General features: G+C 68.8%; 25 protein-coding genes. 7 read left to right on the top strand and 18 right to left on the bottom strand.

Translation table 11 applies throughout. The annotated features are described in order from the left end of the window. The first annotated feature begins 17 nt into the window (after positions 1 to 17). A complete protein-coding gene (locus ACY0MJ_RS19915) occupies positions 18 to 1670 on the top strand; it encodes an alpha-amylase family protein (RefSeq protein ID WP_462640287.1) in 1653 nt (550 codons plus the stop codon). Positions 1671 to 1705: 35 nt separating this feature from the next. After that, positions 1706 to 2527, top strand: coding sequence for a DMT family transporter (locus ACY0MJ_RS19910; protein WP_462640286.1), 822 nt, complete (start codon positions 1706 to 1708; stop codon positions 2525 to 2527). On the opposite strand, the gene ptsP is transcribed toward ACY0MJ_RS19910, so the two are convergent. Genes ptsP through ACY0MJ_RS19890 form a run of 4 tightly spaced genes read right to left on the bottom strand, consistent with a single transcriptional unit; the run spans position 2528 to position 6210 of the window. After that, positions 2528 to 4294 carry a phosphoenolpyruvate--protein phosphotransferase gene (gene ptsP, locus ACY0MJ_RS19905; RefSeq protein WP_462640285.1) on the bottom strand — a complete coding sequence of 589 codons (1767 nt, stop codon included), beginning with the start codon at positions 4292 to 4294 and terminating at the stop codon, positions 2528 to 2530. Continuing rightward, on the bottom strand, positions 4291 to 4560 hold the full coding sequence (locus tag ACY0MJ_RS19900) for an HPr family phosphocarrier protein (protein ID WP_462640284.1): 270 nt from the start codon (positions 4558 to 4560) through the stop codon (positions 4291 to 4293). The genes ptsP and ACY0MJ_RS19900 overlap by 4 nt, the downstream gene beginning before the upstream one ends. Continuing rightward, positions 4529 to 4984 carry a PTS sugar transporter subunit IIA gene (locus ACY0MJ_RS19895; protein ID WP_462640283.1) on the bottom strand — a complete coding sequence of 152 codons (456 nt, stop codon included), beginning with the start codon at positions 4982 to 4984 and terminating at the stop codon, positions 4529 to 4531. Before ACY0MJ_RS19895 ends, ACY0MJ_RS19900 begins: the two co-directional genes overlap by 32 nt. Then, positions 4981 to 6210, bottom strand: a complete 1230-nt coding sequence (locus ACY0MJ_RS19890) for an MFS transporter (protein ID WP_462640282.1) — start codon at positions 6208 to 6210, stop codon at positions 4981 to 4983. Before ACY0MJ_RS19890 ends, ACY0MJ_RS19895 begins: the two co-directional genes overlap by 4 nt. A gap of 75 nt (positions 6211 to 6285) precedes the next feature. Between ACY0MJ_RS19890 and ACY0MJ_RS19885 the strand changes: the two genes are divergently transcribed. The 3 genes from ACY0MJ_RS19885 (at position 6286) to ACY0MJ_RS19875 (ending at position 8853) form a co-directional block, all read left to right on the top strand. Continuing rightward, positions 6286 to 7521, top strand: coding sequence for a CaiB/BaiF CoA transferase family protein (locus ACY0MJ_RS19885; protein WP_462640281.1), 1236 nt, complete (start codon positions 6286 to 6288; stop codon positions 7519 to 7521). A 1-nt stretch (position 7522) separates the two neighbouring features. Further along, positions 7523 to 8257, top strand: coding sequence for an alpha/beta fold hydrolase (locus tag ACY0MJ_RS19880; protein ID WP_462640280.1), 735 nt, complete (start codon positions 7523 to 7525; stop codon positions 8255 to 8257). 92 nt (positions 8258 to 8349) lie between these two features. Beyond that, positions 8350 to 8853, top strand: a complete 504-nt coding sequence (locus ACY0MJ_RS19875) for a TlpA family protein disulfide reductase (RefSeq protein WP_462640279.1) — start codon at positions 8350 to 8352, stop codon at positions 8851 to 8853. 65 nt (positions 8854 to 8918) lie between these two features. Here ACY0MJ_RS19875 and ACY0MJ_RS19870 read toward each other — a convergent pair whose 3' ends face one another. Beyond that, on the bottom strand, positions 8919 to 9377 hold the full coding sequence (locus ACY0MJ_RS19870) for a c-type cytochrome (RefSeq protein WP_462640278.1): 459 nt from the start codon (positions 9375 to 9377) through the stop codon (positions 8919 to 8921). A gap of 141 nt (positions 9378 to 9518) precedes the next feature. On the opposite strand from ACY0MJ_RS19870, the gene ACY0MJ_RS19865 reads away from it, so the two are divergent. Together ACY0MJ_RS19865 and ACY0MJ_RS19860 are read left to right on the top strand one after the other, a co-directional pair. Beyond that, complete coding sequence (locus tag ACY0MJ_RS19865) at positions 9519 to 10208, top strand: cytochrome b/b6 domain-containing protein (RefSeq protein WP_462640277.1); 690 nt, start codon at positions 9519 to 9521, stop codon at positions 10206 to 10208. Positions 10209 to 10318: 110 nt separating this feature from the next. Continuing rightward, the gene (locus tag ACY0MJ_RS19860; RefSeq protein WP_462640337.1) at positions 10319 to 10795 is read left to right on the top strand and encodes a GNAT family N-acetyltransferase; all 477 of its coding nucleotides are present in this window, start codon (positions 10319 to 10321) and stop codon (positions 10793 to 10795) included. Between the two features lie 6 nt (positions 10796 to 10801). Here ACY0MJ_RS19860 and ACY0MJ_RS19855 read toward each other — a convergent pair whose 3' ends face one another. The 13 genes from ACY0MJ_RS19855 to ACY0MJ_RS19795 all read right to left on the bottom strand — a co-directional run. Beyond that, positions 10802 to 11308 carry a redoxin family protein gene (locus ACY0MJ_RS19855; RefSeq protein WP_462640276.1) on the bottom strand — a complete coding sequence of 169 codons (507 nt, stop codon included), beginning with the start codon at positions 11306 to 11308 and terminating at the stop codon, positions 10802 to 10804. 79 nt (positions 11309 to 11387) lie between these two features. Continuing rightward, positions 11388 to 11657, bottom strand: a complete 270-nt coding sequence (gene rpsQ / locus ACY0MJ_RS19850; protein WP_462640275.1) for a 30S ribosomal protein S17 — start codon at positions 11655 to 11657, stop codon at positions 11388 to 11390. Between the two features lie 12 nt (positions 11658 to 11669). Continuing rightward, positions 11670 to 11879, bottom strand: coding sequence for a 50S ribosomal protein L29 (gene rpmC, locus ACY0MJ_RS19845; protein WP_462640274.1), 210 nt, complete (start codon positions 11877 to 11879; stop codon positions 11670 to 11672). A 14-nt stretch (positions 11880 to 11893) separates the two neighbouring features. Further along, positions 11894 to 12310 (bottom strand): 50S ribosomal protein L16, encoded by a 417-nt coding sequence (gene rplP, locus ACY0MJ_RS19840; RefSeq protein ID WP_462640273.1) that lies wholly within the window; start codon positions 12308 to 12310, stop codon positions 11894 to 11896. Between the two features lie 2 nt (positions 12311 to 12312). After that, on the bottom strand, positions 12313 to 13251 hold the full coding sequence (gene rpsC / locus ACY0MJ_RS19835; protein WP_462640272.1) for a 30S ribosomal protein S3: 939 nt from the start codon (positions 13249 to 13251) through the stop codon (positions 12313 to 12315). An 8-nt stretch (positions 13252 to 13259) separates the two neighbouring features. Then, entirely contained in the window at positions 13260 to 13592 is a 333-nt protein-coding gene (gene rplV, locus ACY0MJ_RS19830) for a 50S ribosomal protein L22 (protein WP_462640271.1), read from the bottom strand. Positions 13593 to 13601: 9 nt separating this feature from the next. Further along, the gene (rpsS, locus tag ACY0MJ_RS19825) at positions 13602 to 13880 is read right to left on the bottom strand and encodes a 30S ribosomal protein S19 (RefSeq protein ID WP_462640270.1); all 279 of its coding nucleotides are present in this window, start codon (positions 13878 to 13880) and stop codon (positions 13602 to 13604) included. Between the two features lie 13 nt (positions 13881 to 13893). Beyond that, the gene (gene rplB / locus ACY0MJ_RS19820; RefSeq protein WP_462640269.1) at positions 13894 to 14718 is read right to left on the bottom strand and encodes a 50S ribosomal protein L2; all 825 of its coding nucleotides are present in this window, start codon (positions 14716 to 14718) and stop codon (positions 13894 to 13896) included. A gap of 2 nt (positions 14719 to 14720) precedes the next feature. After that, positions 14721 to 15038, bottom strand: a complete 318-nt coding sequence (rplW, locus tag ACY0MJ_RS19815; RefSeq protein ID WP_462640268.1) for a 50S ribosomal protein L23 — start codon at positions 15036 to 15038, stop codon at positions 14721 to 14723. Then, entirely contained in the window at positions 15035 to 15655 is a 621-nt protein-coding gene (gene rplD, locus ACY0MJ_RS19810) for a 50S ribosomal protein L4 (protein WP_462640267.1), read from the bottom strand. The genes rplW and rplD overlap by 4 nt, the downstream gene beginning before the upstream one ends. Then, a complete protein-coding gene (gene rplC / locus ACY0MJ_RS19805) occupies positions 15656 to 16354 on the bottom strand; it encodes a 50S ribosomal protein L3 (protein ID WP_462640266.1) in 699 nt (232 codons plus the stop codon). Between the two features lie 193 nt (positions 16355 to 16547). Then, entirely contained in the window at positions 16548 to 16859 is a 312-nt protein-coding gene (rpsJ, locus tag ACY0MJ_RS19800) for a 30S ribosomal protein S10 (protein WP_145895499.1), read from the bottom strand. Positions 16860 to 16863: 4 nt separating this feature from the next. Further along, positions 16864 to 17580: EF-Tu C-terminal domain-related protein (locus tag ACY0MJ_RS19795; protein WP_462640265.1), on the bottom strand; the 717-nt coding region annotated here is incomplete at its 5' end.

Below are 17580 nucleotides of genomic sequence, written 5' to 3'. Positions count from 1 at the left end.
CGCGCCACGGAGCGGCCATGATCAAGGACCTCTGGTACAAGAACGCCGTCATTTACAGCCTGCACGTCGGGACCTACATGGACTCGAACGGCGACGGCATCGGTGACTTCGAGGGGCTGACCCGCCGGCTCGACTACCTGCACGGCCTGGGCGTCACCTGCCTGTGGCTCGGCCCGTTCCAGAAGTCGCCGCGGCGCGACGACGGCTACGACATCAGCGACTTCTACCAGGTCGACCCCTGCTTCGGCACCCTGGGCGACTTCGTGGACTTCACCCACCAGGCCAAGCAGCGCGGCATCCGCGTGATGATCGACCTGGTCGTCAACCACACGAGCAGCGAGCACCCCTGGTTCCAGGAGGCGCGCAAGGACCCCGCGTCCAGGTACCGCGACTACTACGTGTGGTCGGAAAAGAAGCCCGAGAACGCCGACGAGGGCATGGTGTTCCCGGGCGTGCAGAAGACCACCTGGACGCGCGACCCCGTGGCGGGCCAGTACTACTTCCACCGCTTCTACGAGTTCCAGCCCGACCTCAACACCGAGAACCCGCTGGTGCTGGCCGAGATCCGCAAGATCATGGGCTTCTGGCTGGAGCTGGGCGTGTGCGGCTTCCGCATGGACGCGATGCCCTTCGTGATCCAGACCAAGGGCGCGGGGAAGAAGTCGCGCGAGCGCTACGGGCTGCTGCGCGACCTGCGCGAGTTCCTCCAGTGGCGACGCGGCGACGCGATCATCCTCGCCGAGGCGAACGTCGAGCCGAAGAACAACATGCACTACTTCGGCGACGACGGCGACCGGCTGCAGATGATGTTCAACTTCTGGGTGAACCAGCGGGTTTTCTACGCCCTGGCCACGGGCGACAGCAAGCCGCTGGCGAAGGCGCTGGAGCAGACGCGCGGCCGCCCGGACACGGCGCAGTGGGGCCACTTCCTGCGCAACCACGACGAGCTGGACCTCGGCCGCCTCACCGAGACGCAGCGCGCCGAGGTGTTCGAGGCGCTCGGGCCCGACAAGGACATGCAGCTGTACGGGCGCGGCATCCGGCGGCGCCTCGCGCCCATGCTGCGGGGCGACTGCCGCCGCATGGAGATGGCGTACAGCCTCATGTTCACCCTGCCCGGCACGCCGGTGATCCGCTACGGCGACGAGCTGGGCATGGGCGACGACCTGTCGCTTAAGGAACGCAACTGCGCGCGCACGCCGATGCAGTGGTCCACCGAGCCGCACGGGGGCTTCACGCGCGGCACGCCGGTGCTGCCCGTGATCGAGCAGGGGCCCTACGGCTTTCACAAGATCAACGCGGCGGACCAGCGGCGCGACGCCGGCTCCATGCTGAACTGGACGGAGCGCATCATCCGCATGCGCAAGGAAGTGCCCGAGATCGGCTGGGGCGATTTCACCGTGCTGGAGACCGGCAACGACGGCGTGCTCGCGCTGCGCTACGACTGGCGCAACAACGCGGTCGTGGTGATCCACAACCTCACGGGCGAGGCCGCCGAGATCAAGCTGAACTCGCGCGACGAGCGCGGCCGCCAGCTGATCAACCTGCTCACGCAGGACCACAGCTACGCCAACGGGCGCGGCGTCCACACGATCGTGATGGAGCCCTACGGCTACCACTGGTACCGCGCCGGCGGCCTGGGCTACCTGCTGGAACGCTCCCAGGAGTGAGGTGCGGATGGGCAGGCGAAGTATGCTCCGCGCCCATGCATCCCAACCTCCATGCCCTCGGCGCGATCGCGCTCTGGGCCTCGCTCGCCTCGCTGGGCGTGGCGCTGCGGCACGTGCCGCCCTTCCTGCTCACCGGCCTCGCGCTCGTCATCGGCAGCGTCCCCGCCTGGCCGCTCGTGCGGCAGTGGAAGGTGCCGGGCCGCACGCTGGCGATGGGGGTGGGTGGCCTCTTCGGCTACCACCTGCTGCTGTTCGTCGCGCTGCGCATGGCGCCGGCGGTGGAAGCCAACCTGGTGAACTACCTGTGGCCGCTGCTGATCGTCGTGCTGGCGCCGCTGTTCCTGCCGGGGCTGCACCTGCGGCCGGCGCACGTGCTCGCCGCTCTGGTGGGCTTCGCGGGCGCGGCGATCGCCATCCTCGGCGGCGGCGGCGCGAGCGGCGCCTGGTCCTGGGGCTACCTGCCGGCGCTGGCCTCGGCCATCATCTGGGCGAGCTATTCGCTGGGCACGCGCCGCGTCCCTGCCTTTCCCACCGCGGCGATCGGCCTGTTCGGGCTGCTCTCTGGCCTGCTCTCGCTCGCCTGCCACGCGCTGCTGGAAACCCGCGTGGACCTGTCGCCGCGCGACTGGGCGCTGATCGTCGTGACCGGCCTGGGGCCGCTGGGCGCCGCGTTCTTCTTCTGGGACAAGGCGCTCAAGGGCGGCGACGCGCGGCAGATCGGCATACTGAGCTACATCACGCCGCTGGCATCGACCGCCCTGCTGGTGCTGGTCACGGGACGCGCGTTCAGCGCGAGCATCGCGGTGGCCGCGGCGCTGATCATCGGCGCGGCCGTCGTGGGCACGCGCACGCGCTGATCAGGACAGGAGCGCCTGCGCCGGGTCTTCCGCGTCCACGACGCTGCGCGCCCAGGCTTCCAGCCGGCCCGCGTCGGCGCGCAGCACCTCCTGCTTCACCGTGAGGATCTGCGCCGGGTGCATCGAGAAGATGCGCAGGCCCAGCCCGAGCAGCAGGCGCGTGAACTGCGTGTCGCCGGCCATCTCGCCGCACACGCTCACCGGCTTGCCCTGGCGGCGGCACTCGGTGATGGTGTCCGCGATCAGGCGCAGCACGGCGGGGTGGCAGGGGTCGTACAGGTGCGCCACCGATTCGTCGGAGCGGTCGATCGCCAGCGTGTACTGGATCAGGTCGTTGGTGCCCAGCGAGAGGAAGTCGAAGTACTTGAGGAAGGTGCGCAGAGTGAGCGCCGCCGCCGGGATCTCGATCATCGCGCCGATGCTGACCGGGCCGTAGGCGACGCCCTGCGCGTCCAGCTCCGCGCGGGCGAAGTCCACCAGCGCCAGCGTCTGCCGGATCTCGCTCGCGTGCGCGATCATGGGCACCATCATGTTCACCTTGCCGTGCGCGGCGGCGCGCAGGATGGCCCGCAGCTGCGTGCGGAACATCTCCGGCTCCGCCAGGCTCCAGCGGATGGCGCGCAGGCCCAGCGCCGGGTTCAGGTGCGCCTCGTCGCGGCGGCCGTCGTCCAGCGGCTTGTCGGCGCCGACGTCCAGCGTGCGGATGGTCACCGGCAGGCCTTCCATGCCTTCGACGGCCTTGCGGTAGGCGAGGTACTGCTCCTCCTCGCCGGGCATGTTGCCCTGCCGCCCCATGAACAGGAACTCGCTGCGGAACAGGCCGACGCCGACGGCACCCGCCTTCAGCGCGCCGGCGGCGTCCTCGGGCAATTCGATGTTGGCGAGCAGCTCCACCTTCTGGCCGTCGAGCGTGACGGCCGGCGTGTGGCGCAGGCGCCCCAGGCGCCCGCGTTCCAGCTCCACCTGCCGCTGCTTGTAGCCGTACTCGGCCAGGATGATCGGCGAAGGGTCGACGATCATGAAGCCGCTGTCGCCGTCAATGATCACCCAGTCGTCCTGGCGCACCAGGGTGCTGGCGGCGCGCGCGCCCACCACGGCGGGGATGTCCAGGCTCCGCGCGACGATGGCCGTGTGCGAGGTCTTGCCGCCGACGTCGGTGACGAAGCCCGCGAACACGCTCTGCTTGAACTGCAGCATGTCGGCCGGCGACAGGTCGTGCGCCACCAGCACCAGCGGCACGTCGACGCTGTCGTCCAGCAGCAGGTCCTGCGCCGTCTTGCGCTTCTGCGCGGGGGGCTGTGCGACGGGCGAGGGGATGCCCTTCATGTAGCGCAGGATGCGTTCGGCCACCTGCTCGAGGTCGGCCTTGCGCTCGCGCAGGTAGTCGTCCTCCATGTCGTCGAACTGGCGCGACAGCACTTCCAGCTGCGTCGTCAGCGCCCACTCGGCGTTGTAGAGGCGGTCGGTGATCCAGTGCTTGATGCCGCTGATCAGCTCCTCGTCCTGCAGCAGCATCAGGTGCACGTCCAGCAGGGCCGACAGCTCGTGCGGCGTCTCCTTGGGGCTGAGCGTGGAGATGGTCTGCTGCAGGCGGTGGATCTCCTCGACCACCGCGTTGCGGCCGGTGCGGATGCGCTCGATCTCCGCCGCCACCTGCGACGGCTCGATGAAGTAGTGGACGACGTCGGCGCGTCCCGAGCCCATGATCACCGCCCGCCCGATGGCGATGCCCCGGGCGACCGCGATGCCATGGATCGAGAAGGTCATTCGCCTTCCCCGAACTTCTCGTGGATCAGCGCGAGCAGCGCGTCCATCGCCTCCTGCTCCTTCTCGCCGTTGGTCTCGATCGTCACCTCGGTGCCGATGCCCGCGGCGAGCATCATCACGCCCATGATGCTCTTGGCGTTGACGCGGCGCTCGCCGCGGCTCATCCAGACCTCGCACGGGTAGCTGCCCGCCAGCTTGGTGAGCTTGGCCGAGGCGCGCGCGTGCAGGCCGAGCTTATTGCTGATGGTCGTGGTCTTCTGGATCATGGTTGCGTCTGGGCTGGTTCTGCGGCGCGGTGATCGCCACCTGCATGACGCCCTGCGTGCCGCCCACCACCGCGCGCGACACCAGGGTGTCGAGCGACTCGTGCCGGTAGCTCACGGCGCGCAGCAGCATGGGCAGGTTCACGCCGGTGATGAGGCGCGAGGACACGCCGTCCACCAGCTTCTGGGCCACGTTGCTGGGCGTGGCGCCGAAGATGTCGGTGAGGACCAGCACGCCCTGGACGTTGGGCGGCTGGGACAGCTGGTCGAGCGCGATGCGGGCCGAGGCGAGCGTCTCCTCCGGCGAGAGGTTGGGCTGCACGTCGATCGCCATCACGCTGCCGCCGCAGTCCGGGAACACGTGCAGAGCGCACTGCCGCAAGGCGTTGGCCAGCGGCGCATGGGCGATCAGCAGGATGGCGTTCATGGGCTTTGCTGCCGATTATGGCTTCTGCTCCACAGGAACCATGCGTAGGACAGCACGCTCGTGGCGAGGAAGACACCGAAGGCGCCGCGGAAGGCCGCCGCCTCCGTGAAGCCGCCCGCGCGCAGGGCGTCGATGACCAGGCCCATGCCCCACTGGACGACGAACACGCCGACGAAGATGACCAGGTTGTAGGCCGAAAGGGCGCGGCCCGCCAGCGACGCGGGGAACACCATGCCCACGGCCGGCTGCGCGAGCGCGACGAAGGTGCTGCTGGTGCAGATCAGCGCCAGCACGGCCGGCCCGGCGTCCGGCCCCAGCACGATCAGCGCGCCCAGCGCGACGAAGCTGAGGGGCAGGCCCCAGGCGATCAGGCGGTCGGTGACGATTCCGCGCCGCTGCAGCCACGGGTTCACCAGTCCCCAGCACCAGAAGGTGACAAGCATCGAGAGATTGATGGTGAACAGGCCGCCGGCCGCCGCCGCCGGCTCGTAGCCGGCCACGCGCACCAGCCAGGGCCCGGCCCACAGCGACTGCACGGCGATCATGCCGCCGTAGCTGAAGAAGCCGATGGGCGCCATCTGCCAGAAATAGGGATGGCGCCACACGGGCGCATAGCTGCCGCGCGGCGCGCCGGCCGGCTGCGCGTGGTCCTCCTCCGACCAGTGCGGCACGCGCCAGGCGATGACGAACATCGAGGCCGCCATCAGCACGGCGAGGATCCAGAAGATCGGCCGCCAGCCCATCACCGGCAGCAGCCACTGCACGGGCAGCGTGGAGGCGACCATGCCGAAGGAGCCCGTCATCAGCATCCAGGAGTTGGTGCGCAGCTGCACGCCCGGGGTGAACCAGCGGCGGAAGCCCGTGAGCGGCGCCATCAGGCAGGCCGCCACGCCGACGCCGCACAGCACGCGGGCGGCCAGCAGCCAGGCGAAGCTGTCGGCCAGCGCGAAGGCGGCGCAGCTCATCACCGCCAGCGAGACGAAGCGCAGGATCACCTTGCGCGGGCCGTGCCGGTCCAGCCAGGTTCCCAGCGGCAGCTGGATCAGCGCGAAGCCGAGGAAGTAGCCGCCGGCCAGCAGGCCCAGCTCGCCGGCGTCGAGGCGGAATTCCTGCGTGAGCACCGGCGAGAGGGTGGCGGTGATCGCGCGCAGCACGGCGGCGAAGAAGTAGGCGAAGGCGAAGGCGAGGAAGACCAGCACCGCCTGGCGGCGATCGAGCAGGGACATCGGGATCCTGGGTTGGAGGAAGGGCGTGCCCCGGGGGCCGCGGCCGGGCATTATCCCGCGCCCATAATGGCGCGCATGAACGCCCTTGCCGGAATCCGCGTCCTCGACCTCTCGCGCGTGCTGGCCGGCCCCTGGTGCACGCAGACGCTCGCGGACCTGGGAGCCGACGTGATCAAGATCGAGCGCCCGGGCACGGGCGACGACACGCGCACCTGGGGCCCGCCCTTCCTCAAGGACCGCGAGGGCCGCGACACGGCGGAGGCGGCCTACTACCTGGGCACCAACCGCAACAAGCGCTCGGTCACCTGCGACATCGCGCGGCCCGAAGGCCAGGCGCTGATCCGCGAGCTGGCGAAGCACTGCGACGTGTTCGTGGAGAACTTCAAGGTCGGCGACATGGCGCGCTACGGGCTGGACTACCCGTCGCTGCGCGCGATCCATCCGCGCATCGTCTACTGCAGCGTGACGGGCTTCGGCCAGACCGGTCCCTATCGCGAACGGGCCGGCTACGACTACGCGATCCAGGGCATGGGCGGGCTCATGAGCATCACCGGCGAGCGCGACGACCTCGGCGGCGGGCCGCAGAAGGTCGGCGTGGCGGTGGCCGACCTGTTCACGGGCATGTATTCGACGGTCGGGATCCTCGCGGCGCTGCGCCACGCGGAGCACACGGGCGAAGGCCAGCACCTGGACATGGCGCTGCTGGACACGCAGGTCGCGATGCTGGCGAACCTGGGCGCCAACTACCTGGTGAGCGGCAAGGTGCCCGGCCGCGCCGGCAACGCGCACCAGAACATCGTGCCCTACCAGGTGTTCGAGGTCGCACCCGCCGCCGACGGCAGCAAGGACCACATCATCCTGGCCGTGGGCAACGACGGCCAGTTCGCCAAGTTCTGCCAGGTCGCGGGCCGGCCCGAGCTGGCGAGCGACCCGCGCTTCGCGAAGAACCGCGACCGCGTCGGCAACCGCGCCGTGCTGGTGCCGCTGCTGGAAGAAGTGCTCAAGACGCGCGGCAAGCAGGACTGGCTGCGCGCGCTGGAGGCGGCCAAGGTGCCTTGCGGCGCGATCAACAACCTGGCCGAGGTGTTCGCCGACCCGCACGTGCGCGAGCGCGGCATGGTGCACCAGTGGGAGCATCCGCTCTCCGGGCCGCTGAACCTGGTGGCGAGCCCGCTCAAGCTCGGGGGCACGCCGGTGCGCAGCGACCTTCCGCCGCCGCTCCTGGGCCAGCACACCGAGGAAGTGCTGCGCGAACTGCTCGGCGCCGACGGCGAACGCATCGCGCAGCTGCGCGCGCAGGAGGTGATCTGACATGGCCGATTTCGTCCTCGTGCACGGGGCCTGGCACGGCGGCTGGTGCTGGCGCCGCGTCGTCGATGCGCTGCACGCGCAGGGGCACCGCGCGCACGCCGTCACGCTGACCGGCGTGGGCGAGCGCGCCCACCTGCTGTCGCCGGCGATCACGCTGGAGACCCACATCGCCGACGTCGCGAACCTGATCGAGGCCGAGGAGCTGCAGCAGGTCGTGCTGGCCGTGCATTCGTACGCCGGCATGATCGGCACCGCGATCGCCGACCGCATGCCGCAGCGCCTGAAGCACCTGGTGTACGTGGATGCCGTGGTGCCGCGGCCCGGCGAGAGCTGGAGCAGCACGCACGCCGCCGCGACGCGCGAGGCGCGCCTCGCGGCGGCGCAGGCTTCGCCCGACTTCGCCTTCCCGCCGCCGGACCCGGCCGTGTTCGGCCTGGCCGACGCCGACCACGCATGGGTCCGACGCCGCCAGACCCCGCATCCGGGCCACACCTACCAGGCGCCGCTGGACTTCGATGCGCGGCGGGTCGCCGGCGTGCCGCGCACCTTCATCGACTGCGTCCGGCCCCGGCTCGGGACCATCGATGCGATCCGCCCGCGCGTGCGCGATGCGAACTTCTGGGACGGTGCCTGGACCGGCGGGGGCGGCGTGCGCGTCGTGGAGCTGGAAACCGGCCACGACCCCATGGTGAGCGCCCCGCAGGAGCTCACCCGCCTGCTGGTCGGTTGCGCCTGACGGCCGGGGCGACCCTGCCGGCGCATGAACTTTCCCGTTGCGCCACAATCTTCCCTGGAAGGCCGCCTCCCGCGGCCGGAAGCGGAGCAGACATGACGGCGAAGATTCGGTGGGCAGTGGGCGCGGCGGCGCTGGCCGTGGCGGCAGCGGGCGCGTTCTTCGTGGCGGGCGGGGCCTCGGCCGCGCCGGAGACGACCTTCGTCCTGCTGGACGGCTCGCACAAGACCACGGCCGACCTGAAGGGCAAGGTCGCGCTGGTCAACTTCTGGGCCACCAGCTGCACCACCTGCGTGGCGGAGATGCCCAAGATGGTCTCCACCTACGACAAGTACCACGCCAAGGGCTACGAGCACCTGGCCGTGGCCATGAGCTACGACCCCCCGAGCTACGTGGTGAACTACGCGGAAACGCGCAAGCTCCCCTTCAGCGTCGCCATCGACAACACCGGCGCCGTGGCCAAGGCCTGGGGCGAGGTGCAGCTGACGCCCACCTCCTACCTGGTCAACAAGAAGGGCGAGATCGTCAAGCGCTACGTCGGCGAGCCCGACTTCGACGAGCTGCATGCGCTGATCGAGAAGCTGCTGGCCGAGTCCTGATCCGGCGCCTTCCTCCACGAAAAAGCCCCGCGACGCGGGGCTTTTCGCTTGTGGGCGCGCGGCGCTCAGTCCTTGCGGAAATCGTCGTGGCAGGCCTTGCAGGTACGCCCGGCCGGGCCGAAGGCCGCCTTCATCGCGTCCAGGTTGCCGGTCTTGGCGGCGGCGGCCAGCTTGCCGACGGCGTCCTGCATCTTCTCGGCGTCGGCCTTGAACTTCGCCGGCTCCAGCCAGATGTCCGCCTTGGCCCGGGTCTCGCCCTTTTCCGTGCCGGGCAGGAAACCGGCGAAGGGCAGGTGCGACATCATGGCGATCACGTCCGCGTTGCGGGCGGCGGCCGCGGCGTCGAACGGCACCCGGCCGTTGGCCATGGCGCCGAGGGCGCCGAAGTGCGCCCCGAGCACCGTCATGGCGCTGCGGCGGTACTTGATCGCGTCTTCGGGCTTCTGGAAGCTCTGGGCGGATGCGCCGGAGGCAAGCAGGAGTCCGGCGGTGGCAAGCGCCAGTGGCGCGGCAAACTTCTTCATTTCTTCTCCGTGGTTAAAGTGGCGGGTGCCGCAGCGGCCGCGTCGGGACGGAAGGGCATGGCCGCCCGGCACTGTACTAACGATGGGCGCCGCCGCGGTATTCCGCGTTGCCCGGCCCCCACGACAACGAGGTAACGAGACATGACGCATCGCGTGCGCGTGTGGGACCTGCCCACGCGCCTGTTCCACTGGCTGCTCGCTGCCTGCGTGGTGCTGCTGGTCGTCACCGGCTATGTGGGCGGCGACGCCATGCCCTGGCACGCGCGCTTCGGCTACGCGGTGCTGTCGCTGCTGCTGTTCCGGTTCGTGTGGGGCTTCGTGGGCGGGCACTGGTCGCGGTTCCGTACTTTCCTCTACAAGCCCGCCAGCGTGCTGGCCTATGTCGGTGGCCGGGCCCATCCCGACCACCTGGTGGGCCACAACCCGCTGGGGGCCGGGTCGGTGTTCGCGATGCTGCTGGTGCTGGCGGCCCAGGTGGGCACCGGCCTCTTCGCCGACGACGAGATCGCCTTCACCGGACCGCTCAACCGTTTCGTGGACAGCGCCACCGGGCTGGCCGCCACCTGGTACCACAAGGCCGTGGGACAGTGGCTGCTGATCGGGCTGGTCGTGCTGCACCTGGCGGCGATCGCCTGGTACGCCACGAAGAAGGGCGAGGGCCTGGTGCAGGCGATGGTGGTGGGCGACAAGGAGGTGGCAGGGCCGGCGCGCTCGTCCCGCGACGACGCAAGATCGCGCCTGCTGGCGCTGGTGGTGGCCGCGGCCTGCGCCGGGCTGGTGGCCTGGGTGGCGAGCCTGGGTTCCGGAGGCGGCAGCGGGGGCTTCAACTAGACCGGCCGCGCCGGGGCGCTAAGATGTCCCGTCCACCACTCCCTCGCAGGACATTGGACACAGCCCCGCTGCCCCTGATCGCCCTGAGCACGCCGGAGGGCGCGCGCGACATGGACGAAGTGCGCGCCATCTTCCGGGAATACGCCGACGGGCTCGGCGTCGACCTCTGCTTCCAGGATTTCGAGCAGGAACTCGCCGGCCTCCCGGGCGAGTACGCCGCCCCGCGCGGCGTCCTGTTCCTGGCCCGCGTGGACGGCGAGCTGGCCGGCTGCTGTGCGCTGCGGCCGCTGGACACCGCCGATTACCCGAACGCCTCGGAGATGAAGCGCCTGTACGTGCGGAAAGCCTTCCGGGGCTTCGGCCTGGGCCGGCACCTGGCCGAGGCCACGCTCGACGCGGCCCGCCGCGCCGGCTACGACTGCGTGCTGCTCGACACGCTCGACGACATGGAAGCCGCCCGGGCGCTGTACGAGGACCTCGGCTTCGAGGAGATCCCGCCGTACTACCACAACCCCATCGCGGGGGCGCACTACCTCAAGGCGGACCTGTGGAACAGCACCCCGGCGCCGTTGAGCAGCCGGGGCTAGCGGGGATCAGCCGCGCACCTGGCCCAGCATGGTCTGGGCGTCGCTCACCTCGAACTTGCCCGGGGCCTCGACGTTCAGGCTGGCGACCTTGCCGTCCTTGACCAGCATGGAGTAGCGGTTGCTGCGCAGGCCCATGCCGCGGCCGGTGAGGTCCAGCGTCAGGCCGGTGGCCTTGGCGAAGTCGGCGCTTCCGTCGGCCAGCATGCGCACCTTGCCTGCGCTCTTCTGGTCGCGGGCCCAGGCGCCCATCACGAAGGCGTCGTTGACGCTCAGGCACCAGATCTCGTCCACCCCGGCCTTCTTCAGCTCGTCGAACTTCTCGACGTAGCCGGGCACGTGCTTGGCCGAGCAGGTCGGCGTGAAGGCGCCGGGCAGCGCGAACAGGGCGATGGTCTTGCCCTTGGCGGCCTCGCGCACCTTCACCGGGTTGGGGCCGATGCTGCAGCCATTGCCTTCGACTTCGGAATACTCCTGCAGGGTCACGTCAGGGAGTTGGTCGCCGACCTGGATCATGGGATCTCCTCGTAGGTGTGCAAAAAGAAAACGGCCCACGATTGTGGGCCGTTTCCGGATTGCCTGCAGGCGGGGTGGCTTAGACCAGCGCCGCCTTTTCCAGCAGCCTGGTCGCGACCCAGTTCTTGGTCTTGGAGATCGGGCGGCTTTCCTCGATCTCGATCAGGTCGCCCGTGTGGAACTCGCCGTTCTCGTCGTGCGCGTGGTACTTGCTCGACTTGATCACGATCTTCCCGTAGATCGGGTGCTTCACGCGGCGCTCGACCAGCACGGTCACGGTCTTGGCACGCTTGTCGCTCACCACGCGGCCGACCAGAGTGCGCTTCAGAGAAGTCTTTGCTTCCGTCATCTTCGTCACTCCTTACGACTTGGCGGATTCCGCACGCTTCTGCGCCAGGATGGTCTTGGCGCGGGCGATGTCACGGCGCGTGGAGCGCAGCGTGGCGGTGTTGTTGAGTTGCTGGGTGGCCTTCTGCATGCGCAGGCCGAAATGGGCCTTCTGCAGGGCCTTCACTTCGGCTTCCACGCCGGCGGCGTCCTTGGCGCGGAGATCCTTGGCTTTCACGGTCATGGTTCTCTACTCCTTCAGGCGCCGATCTGGCGGGTCACGAACGTGGTGCGCAGCGGCAGCTTGGCGGCGGCCAGCTTGAACGCCTCGCGCGCGAGTTGCTCGGGCACGCCCACGATCTCGAAGACGACCTTGCCCGGCTGGATCTCGGCCACGTAGTACTCGGGGTTGCCCTTGCCGTTGCCCATGCGGACTTCGGCGGGCTTCTGCGAGATCGGCTTGTCCGGGAACACACGGATCCAGATGCGGCCGCCGCGCTTCACGTGGCGGGAGATCGCGCGACGCGCGGCCTCGATCTGGCGGGCCGTCAGGCGGCCGCGGTCCGTGCACTTCAGGCCGAAGTCACCGAAGGCCACGGAGTTGCCCGTCGTGGCGATGCCGGTGTTGCGGCCCTTCTGCTCTTTGCGGTATTTGCGGCGAGCGGGTTGCAGCATGTTTACTCTCCTTTACCGTCGGCCGGGGCGGCCGGCGCGGAGCCCGCAGTCTTGCGGGGCACGCGCTTAACGGTAGATTTCGGCGCCTCGGGGGCGCCTGCGGTTGCTTCAGCGGGCTTGTCGCTGCCTTCGGCCGGCGCCACGTTGGTGGCGCCCGCGGTACGGGCATCGGTGCGGGGGCCACGGCCGCCGCCGCCACGGCGGTCGCCGCCGGGGCCGCCACGGCGGTCGCCGTCACGGCGCGGGCCGCGCGGGCCACGGCGCTCCTCGCCCTCGGGGCGCGGGGTGCTGTCCAGGGACGGCAGGTCGCTGCGGCCCAGGGTGTCGCCCTTGTAGACCCACACCTTGACGCCGATGACGCCGTAGGTGGTCTTCGCTTCGGAGAAGCCGTAGTCGATGTCGGCGCGCAGCGTGTGCAGCGGCACGCGGCCTTCGCGGTACCACTCGGTGCGCGCGATCTCGATGCCGTTCAGGCGGCCCGACGACATGATCTTGATGCCCTGCGCGCCCAGGCGCATCGCGTTCTGCATGGCGCGCTTCATCGCGCGGCGGAACATGATGCGCTTCTCGAGCTGCTGGGTGATCGAGTCGGCGATCAGCTGGGCATCGACTTCGGGCTTGCGCACTTCCTCGATGTTCACAGCAACCGGCACGCCCAGGCGGGTGGCCAGTTCCTTCTTCAGGTTCTCGATGTCCTCGCCCTTCTTGCCGATCACCACGCCCGGACGGGCCGAGTAGATGGTGATGCGGGCGTTCTTGGCGGGGCGCTCGATCAGCACGCGGGAGACCGCGGCGTTCTTCAGCTTGGTCTTCAGGTAGTCGCGGACCTTGATGTCCTCGGCCAGCATGTCGCCGAAGTCGCGGTTGTTCGCGTACCAGCGGCTGTTCCAGTTGCGGGTGACGGCCAGGCGGAAGCCGGTCGGATGGATCTTCTGTCCCATGTTCTTCCTCAGTTCCCGACGGTCACGTACACATGGCACGTGCCCTTGCTGATGCGGTTGCCGCGGCCCTTGGCGCGCGCGGTGAAGCGCTTCAGCACGGTGCCTTGTTCCACGTAGATCGTCTTGACCTTCAGCTCGTCGATGTCGACGCCGTCGTTGTGCTCGGCGTTCGCGATCGCGGACTCCAGCACCTTCTTGACGATGACGGCACCTTTCTTCTGGGTGAAGTTCAGGATGTTGAGGGCCTGGTCCACCTTCTTGCCGCGGATCAGGTCGGCCACGAGGCGGCCCTTGTCGACGGACAGGCGCACGCCGCGGAGGACTGCTTTGGTTTCAGCCATGGTTCAGCCTCACTTCTTCACGACTTTTTTGTCGGCGGGGTGACCCTTGAAGGTGCGCGTCAGGGCGAACTCGCCCAGCTTGTGGCCCACCATCTGGTCGGTGATGTAGACCGGAACGTGCTGCTTGCCGTTGTGCACGGCGATCGTCAGCCCGATGAAGTCGGGCAGGATCATCGAGCGGCGCGACCAGGTCTTGATCGGCTTCTTGTCCTTGGTGGCGACGGCCTTGTCGACCTTGCCCACCAGGTGGTGGTCCACGAACGGACCCTTCTTGAGAGAACGCGTCATTTGTGCGGACCCCTTACTTCTTGCGGCGCGAGACGATGAACGTCTGCGTGCGCTTGTTGTTACGCGTGCGGTAGCCCTTGGTCAGGTTGCCCCACGGATCGACCGGCGGCTTGCCGGTGCCGGTGCGGCCCTCACCACCACCGTGCGGGTGGTCGATCGGGTTCATCGCGACGCCGCGCACCGTCGGGCGGATGCCCATGTGGCGCTTGACGCCGGCCTTGCCGATCTGGCGCAGGCTGTGCTCTTCGTTGGCCACTTCACCGATGGTGGCGCGGCACTCGATGTGGATGCGGCGCACTTCGCCCGAGCGCATGCGAACCTGCGCGTAGGAGCCTTCGCGGGCCAGCAGCGTGGCGGACGTGCCGGCGGAACGCGCGATCTGCGCGCCCTTGCCGGGCTGGATCTCGATGCAGTGGATCGTCGAGCCCACCGGGATGTTGCGGATCGGCAGGGTGTTGCCGGCGCGGATCGGGGCTTCCGAACCGGACACCAGCTGCGCACCCACTTCCAGGCCGCGCGGCGCGATGATGTAGCGGCGCTCGCCGTCGGCGTACACCACCAGGGCGATGTGGGCCGTGCGGTTCGGGTCGTACTCGATGCGCTCCACCTTCGCCGGGATGCCGTCCTTGTTGCGGACGAAATCCACCACGCGGTAGTGGTGCTTGTGGCCGCCACCCTTGTGGCGCACGGTGATGTGGCCGTTGTTGTTGCGGCCGGCCTTCTGGAACTTCGGCTCGAGCAGCGGCGCGTAGGGCTCGCCCTTGTGCAGGTGGCCGCGCGAGACCTTCACCACGGCGCGCTGGCCGGGCGAGGTCGGTTTCATCTTGATGACTGCCATGATTAAGCGGCCTCCCCGGAGAAGTTCAGCTCCTGGCCCGGCTGCAGCGTCACGTAGGCCTTGCGCACGTTGTCGCGGCGACCCACCGAGCGGCCGAAGCGCTTGGTCTTGCCCTTGATGTTGGCGACCGAGACGCCCTTCACCTGCACGTTGAACATCAGTTCCACGGCGGCCTTGATCTCGGGCTTGGTCGCGTCGCGCAGGACCTTGAAGGTCACCGCGTTGGTCTTGTCGGCCACCATCGTCGCCTTCTCGGACACGATGGGGGCGACCAGGACCTGCATCAGGCGGCCTTCGTCAAACCTGGTGGCGGTGCTCATGCGAACATCTCCTTCAGCTTGTCGATCGCGCCCTTGGTGACGAGCACTTTCTTGTAGTGCACCAGCGACAGCGGATCGGCGTAGCGCGGCTCGACGACGAGCACGTTGCGCAGGTTCCGGGAGGCGAGGTACAGGTTTTCGTCCACTTCGTCGGCGATCACCATCACCGACTCCAGGTTCATGGCCTTGAACTTGGCGGCCAGCTGCTTGGTCTTGGGGCTGTCGACCTTCAGGGAGTCGACGACCGCCAGGCGCCCGTCACGGGCGAGCTGGGAGAAGATGGACGCCATGCCGGCGCGGTACATCTTCTTGTTGATCTTCTGGGTGAAGTTCTCTTCCGGGCTGTTCGGGAAGATGCGGCCGCCCCCGCGCCACAGCGGCGAGGAGGTCATGCCGGCGCGGGCGCGGCCCGTGCCCTTCTGGCGGAACGGCTTCTTGGTCGAGTGCTTGACCTGCTCGCGGTCCTTCTGGGCGCGCGTGCCCTGGCGGGCGTTGGCCTGGAAGGCCACCACGATCTGGTGGACCAGCGCTTCGTTGTATTCGCGGCCGAACACGGTCTCGGGGGCGTCGAACTTCGACGCGGCCTGGCCCTGCTCGTTCAGGAGTTCGAGTTGCATTTACTTCTTCCCCTTCTCGGCCTTGGGCTGGGCCTGGACCGGCTTGGGCTGGCCCTTGGCGGCCAGGCGCACGGTCACGAAGCCGTTCTTCGCGCCCGGGACCGCGCCGCGGACCATCAGCAGGCCGCGGGCCTCGTCCACGCGCACGACGTCGAGGTTCTGCACGGTCGTGGTCACGTCGCCCAGGTGGCCGGACATCTTCTTGCCCGGGAACACGCGGCCCGGATCCTGCGCCATCGAGATGGAGCCCGGGACGTTGTGGGAACGGCTGTTGCCGTGGGAGGCGCGCTGCGAACCGAAGTTGTGGCGCTTGATGGTGCCCGTGAAGCCCTTGCCGATGGAGGTGCCCTGCACGTCCACCAGCTGGCCGGCGGAGAAGACCTCCTGCACCGGCACGGCCTTGCCCGCGGCGTACTTGCCGGCGGTGTCGGCGTCGACACGGAATTCACGGATGATTTCGCCGGGCTCGACACCCGCCTTGGCGAGGTGGCCGGCGAGCGGCTTGGTGACGCGGGACTTGCGGCGTTCGCCGAAGGTCACCTGCAGCGCCACGTAGCCGTCGTTGTCCTGGTTCTTGACCTGGGTGACGCGGTTGTTGGACACGTCCAGCACCGTGACAGGAACGGCGTCCCCGTCATCGGTGAACAGGCGCATCATGCCCACCTTGCGGCCCAGCAACCCGAGGCTGCTCAGACTCATGTTGTTACTCCGTTGCTCCCGCCGCGCCTGCTGCAATTGGCCTGCGCGTTTGAGTACGAGAGAGGGTTGATAAAAGCTCCGCCTGCCCGAAAGCAAGCGAAGCCGGCAATTGTAGCAGTACTCCTACAGGCCTGCCAGCCATGAGAAAGGCCGCCCGGAGGGGCGGCCTTTCGGGGGAGCGCAAACCGCAGGGTTACTGCAGCTTGATCTCCACGTCCACGCCGGCCGGCAGGTCCAGCTTCATCAGGGCGTCGACCGTCTTGTCGGTCGGGTCGACGATGTCCATCAGGCGTTGGTGGGTGCGGATCTCGAACTGGTCGCGGCTCGACTTGTTCACGTGCGGCGAACGCAGGATGTCGAAGCGCTTCATGCGCGTCGGCAGGGGCACCGGGCCCTTGACGATGGCGCCGGTGCGCTTGGCCGTGTCGACGATCTCGGCGGCGGACTGGTCGATCAGCTTGTAATCGAAGGCCTTCAGGCGGATGCGGATCTTCTGCTGGGCCATCGCATCACTCCATGATCTTGGCGACGACGCCGGCGCCGACGGTGCGGCCACCCTCGCGGATGGCGAAGCGCAGGCCTTCTTCCATGGCGATCGGGGCGATCAGCTTGACCGTGATGGTCACGTTGTCGCCGGGCATGACCATTTCCTTGTCCTTCGGCAGCTCGATCGAGCCGGTCACGTCGGTCGTGCGGAAGTAGAACTGCGGCCGGTAGTTGTTGAAGAACGGCGTGTGGCGGCCGCCCTCGTCCTTGCTCAGCACGTACACCTCGGCGGTGAAGTGCGTGTGCGGCTTGATGGAGCCGGGCTTGCACAGCACCTGGCCGCGCTCGACTTCCTCGCGCTTGGTGCCGCGCAGCAGGATGCCGACGTTGTCACCGGCCTGGCCCTGGTCCAGGAGCTTCCGGAACATTTCCACGCCCGTGCAGGTGGTCTTCTGCGTGGGCTTGATGCCCACGATCTCGATTTCCTCGCCGACCTTGATCACGCCGCGCTCCACGCGCCCCGTGACCACGGTCCCGCGGCCGGAGATGGAGAACACGTCTTCCACCGGCATCAGGAAGGCGCCGTCCACCGCGCGCTCGGGGGTGGGGATGTAGCTGTCCAGCGCATCGGCCAGCTTCAGGATGGCCTGCTCGCCCAGCTCACCCTTGTCGCCTTCCAGCGCCAGCTTGGCCGAGCCCTTGATGATCGGGGTGTCGTCGCCGGGGAAGTCGTACTTGGA

The organism is Ramlibacter sp. bp-362 (assembly GCF_054956735.1).
Note: the sequence above shows the minus strand (reverse complement) of the source record. Positions and strands in the feature narration are given on the sequence as shown.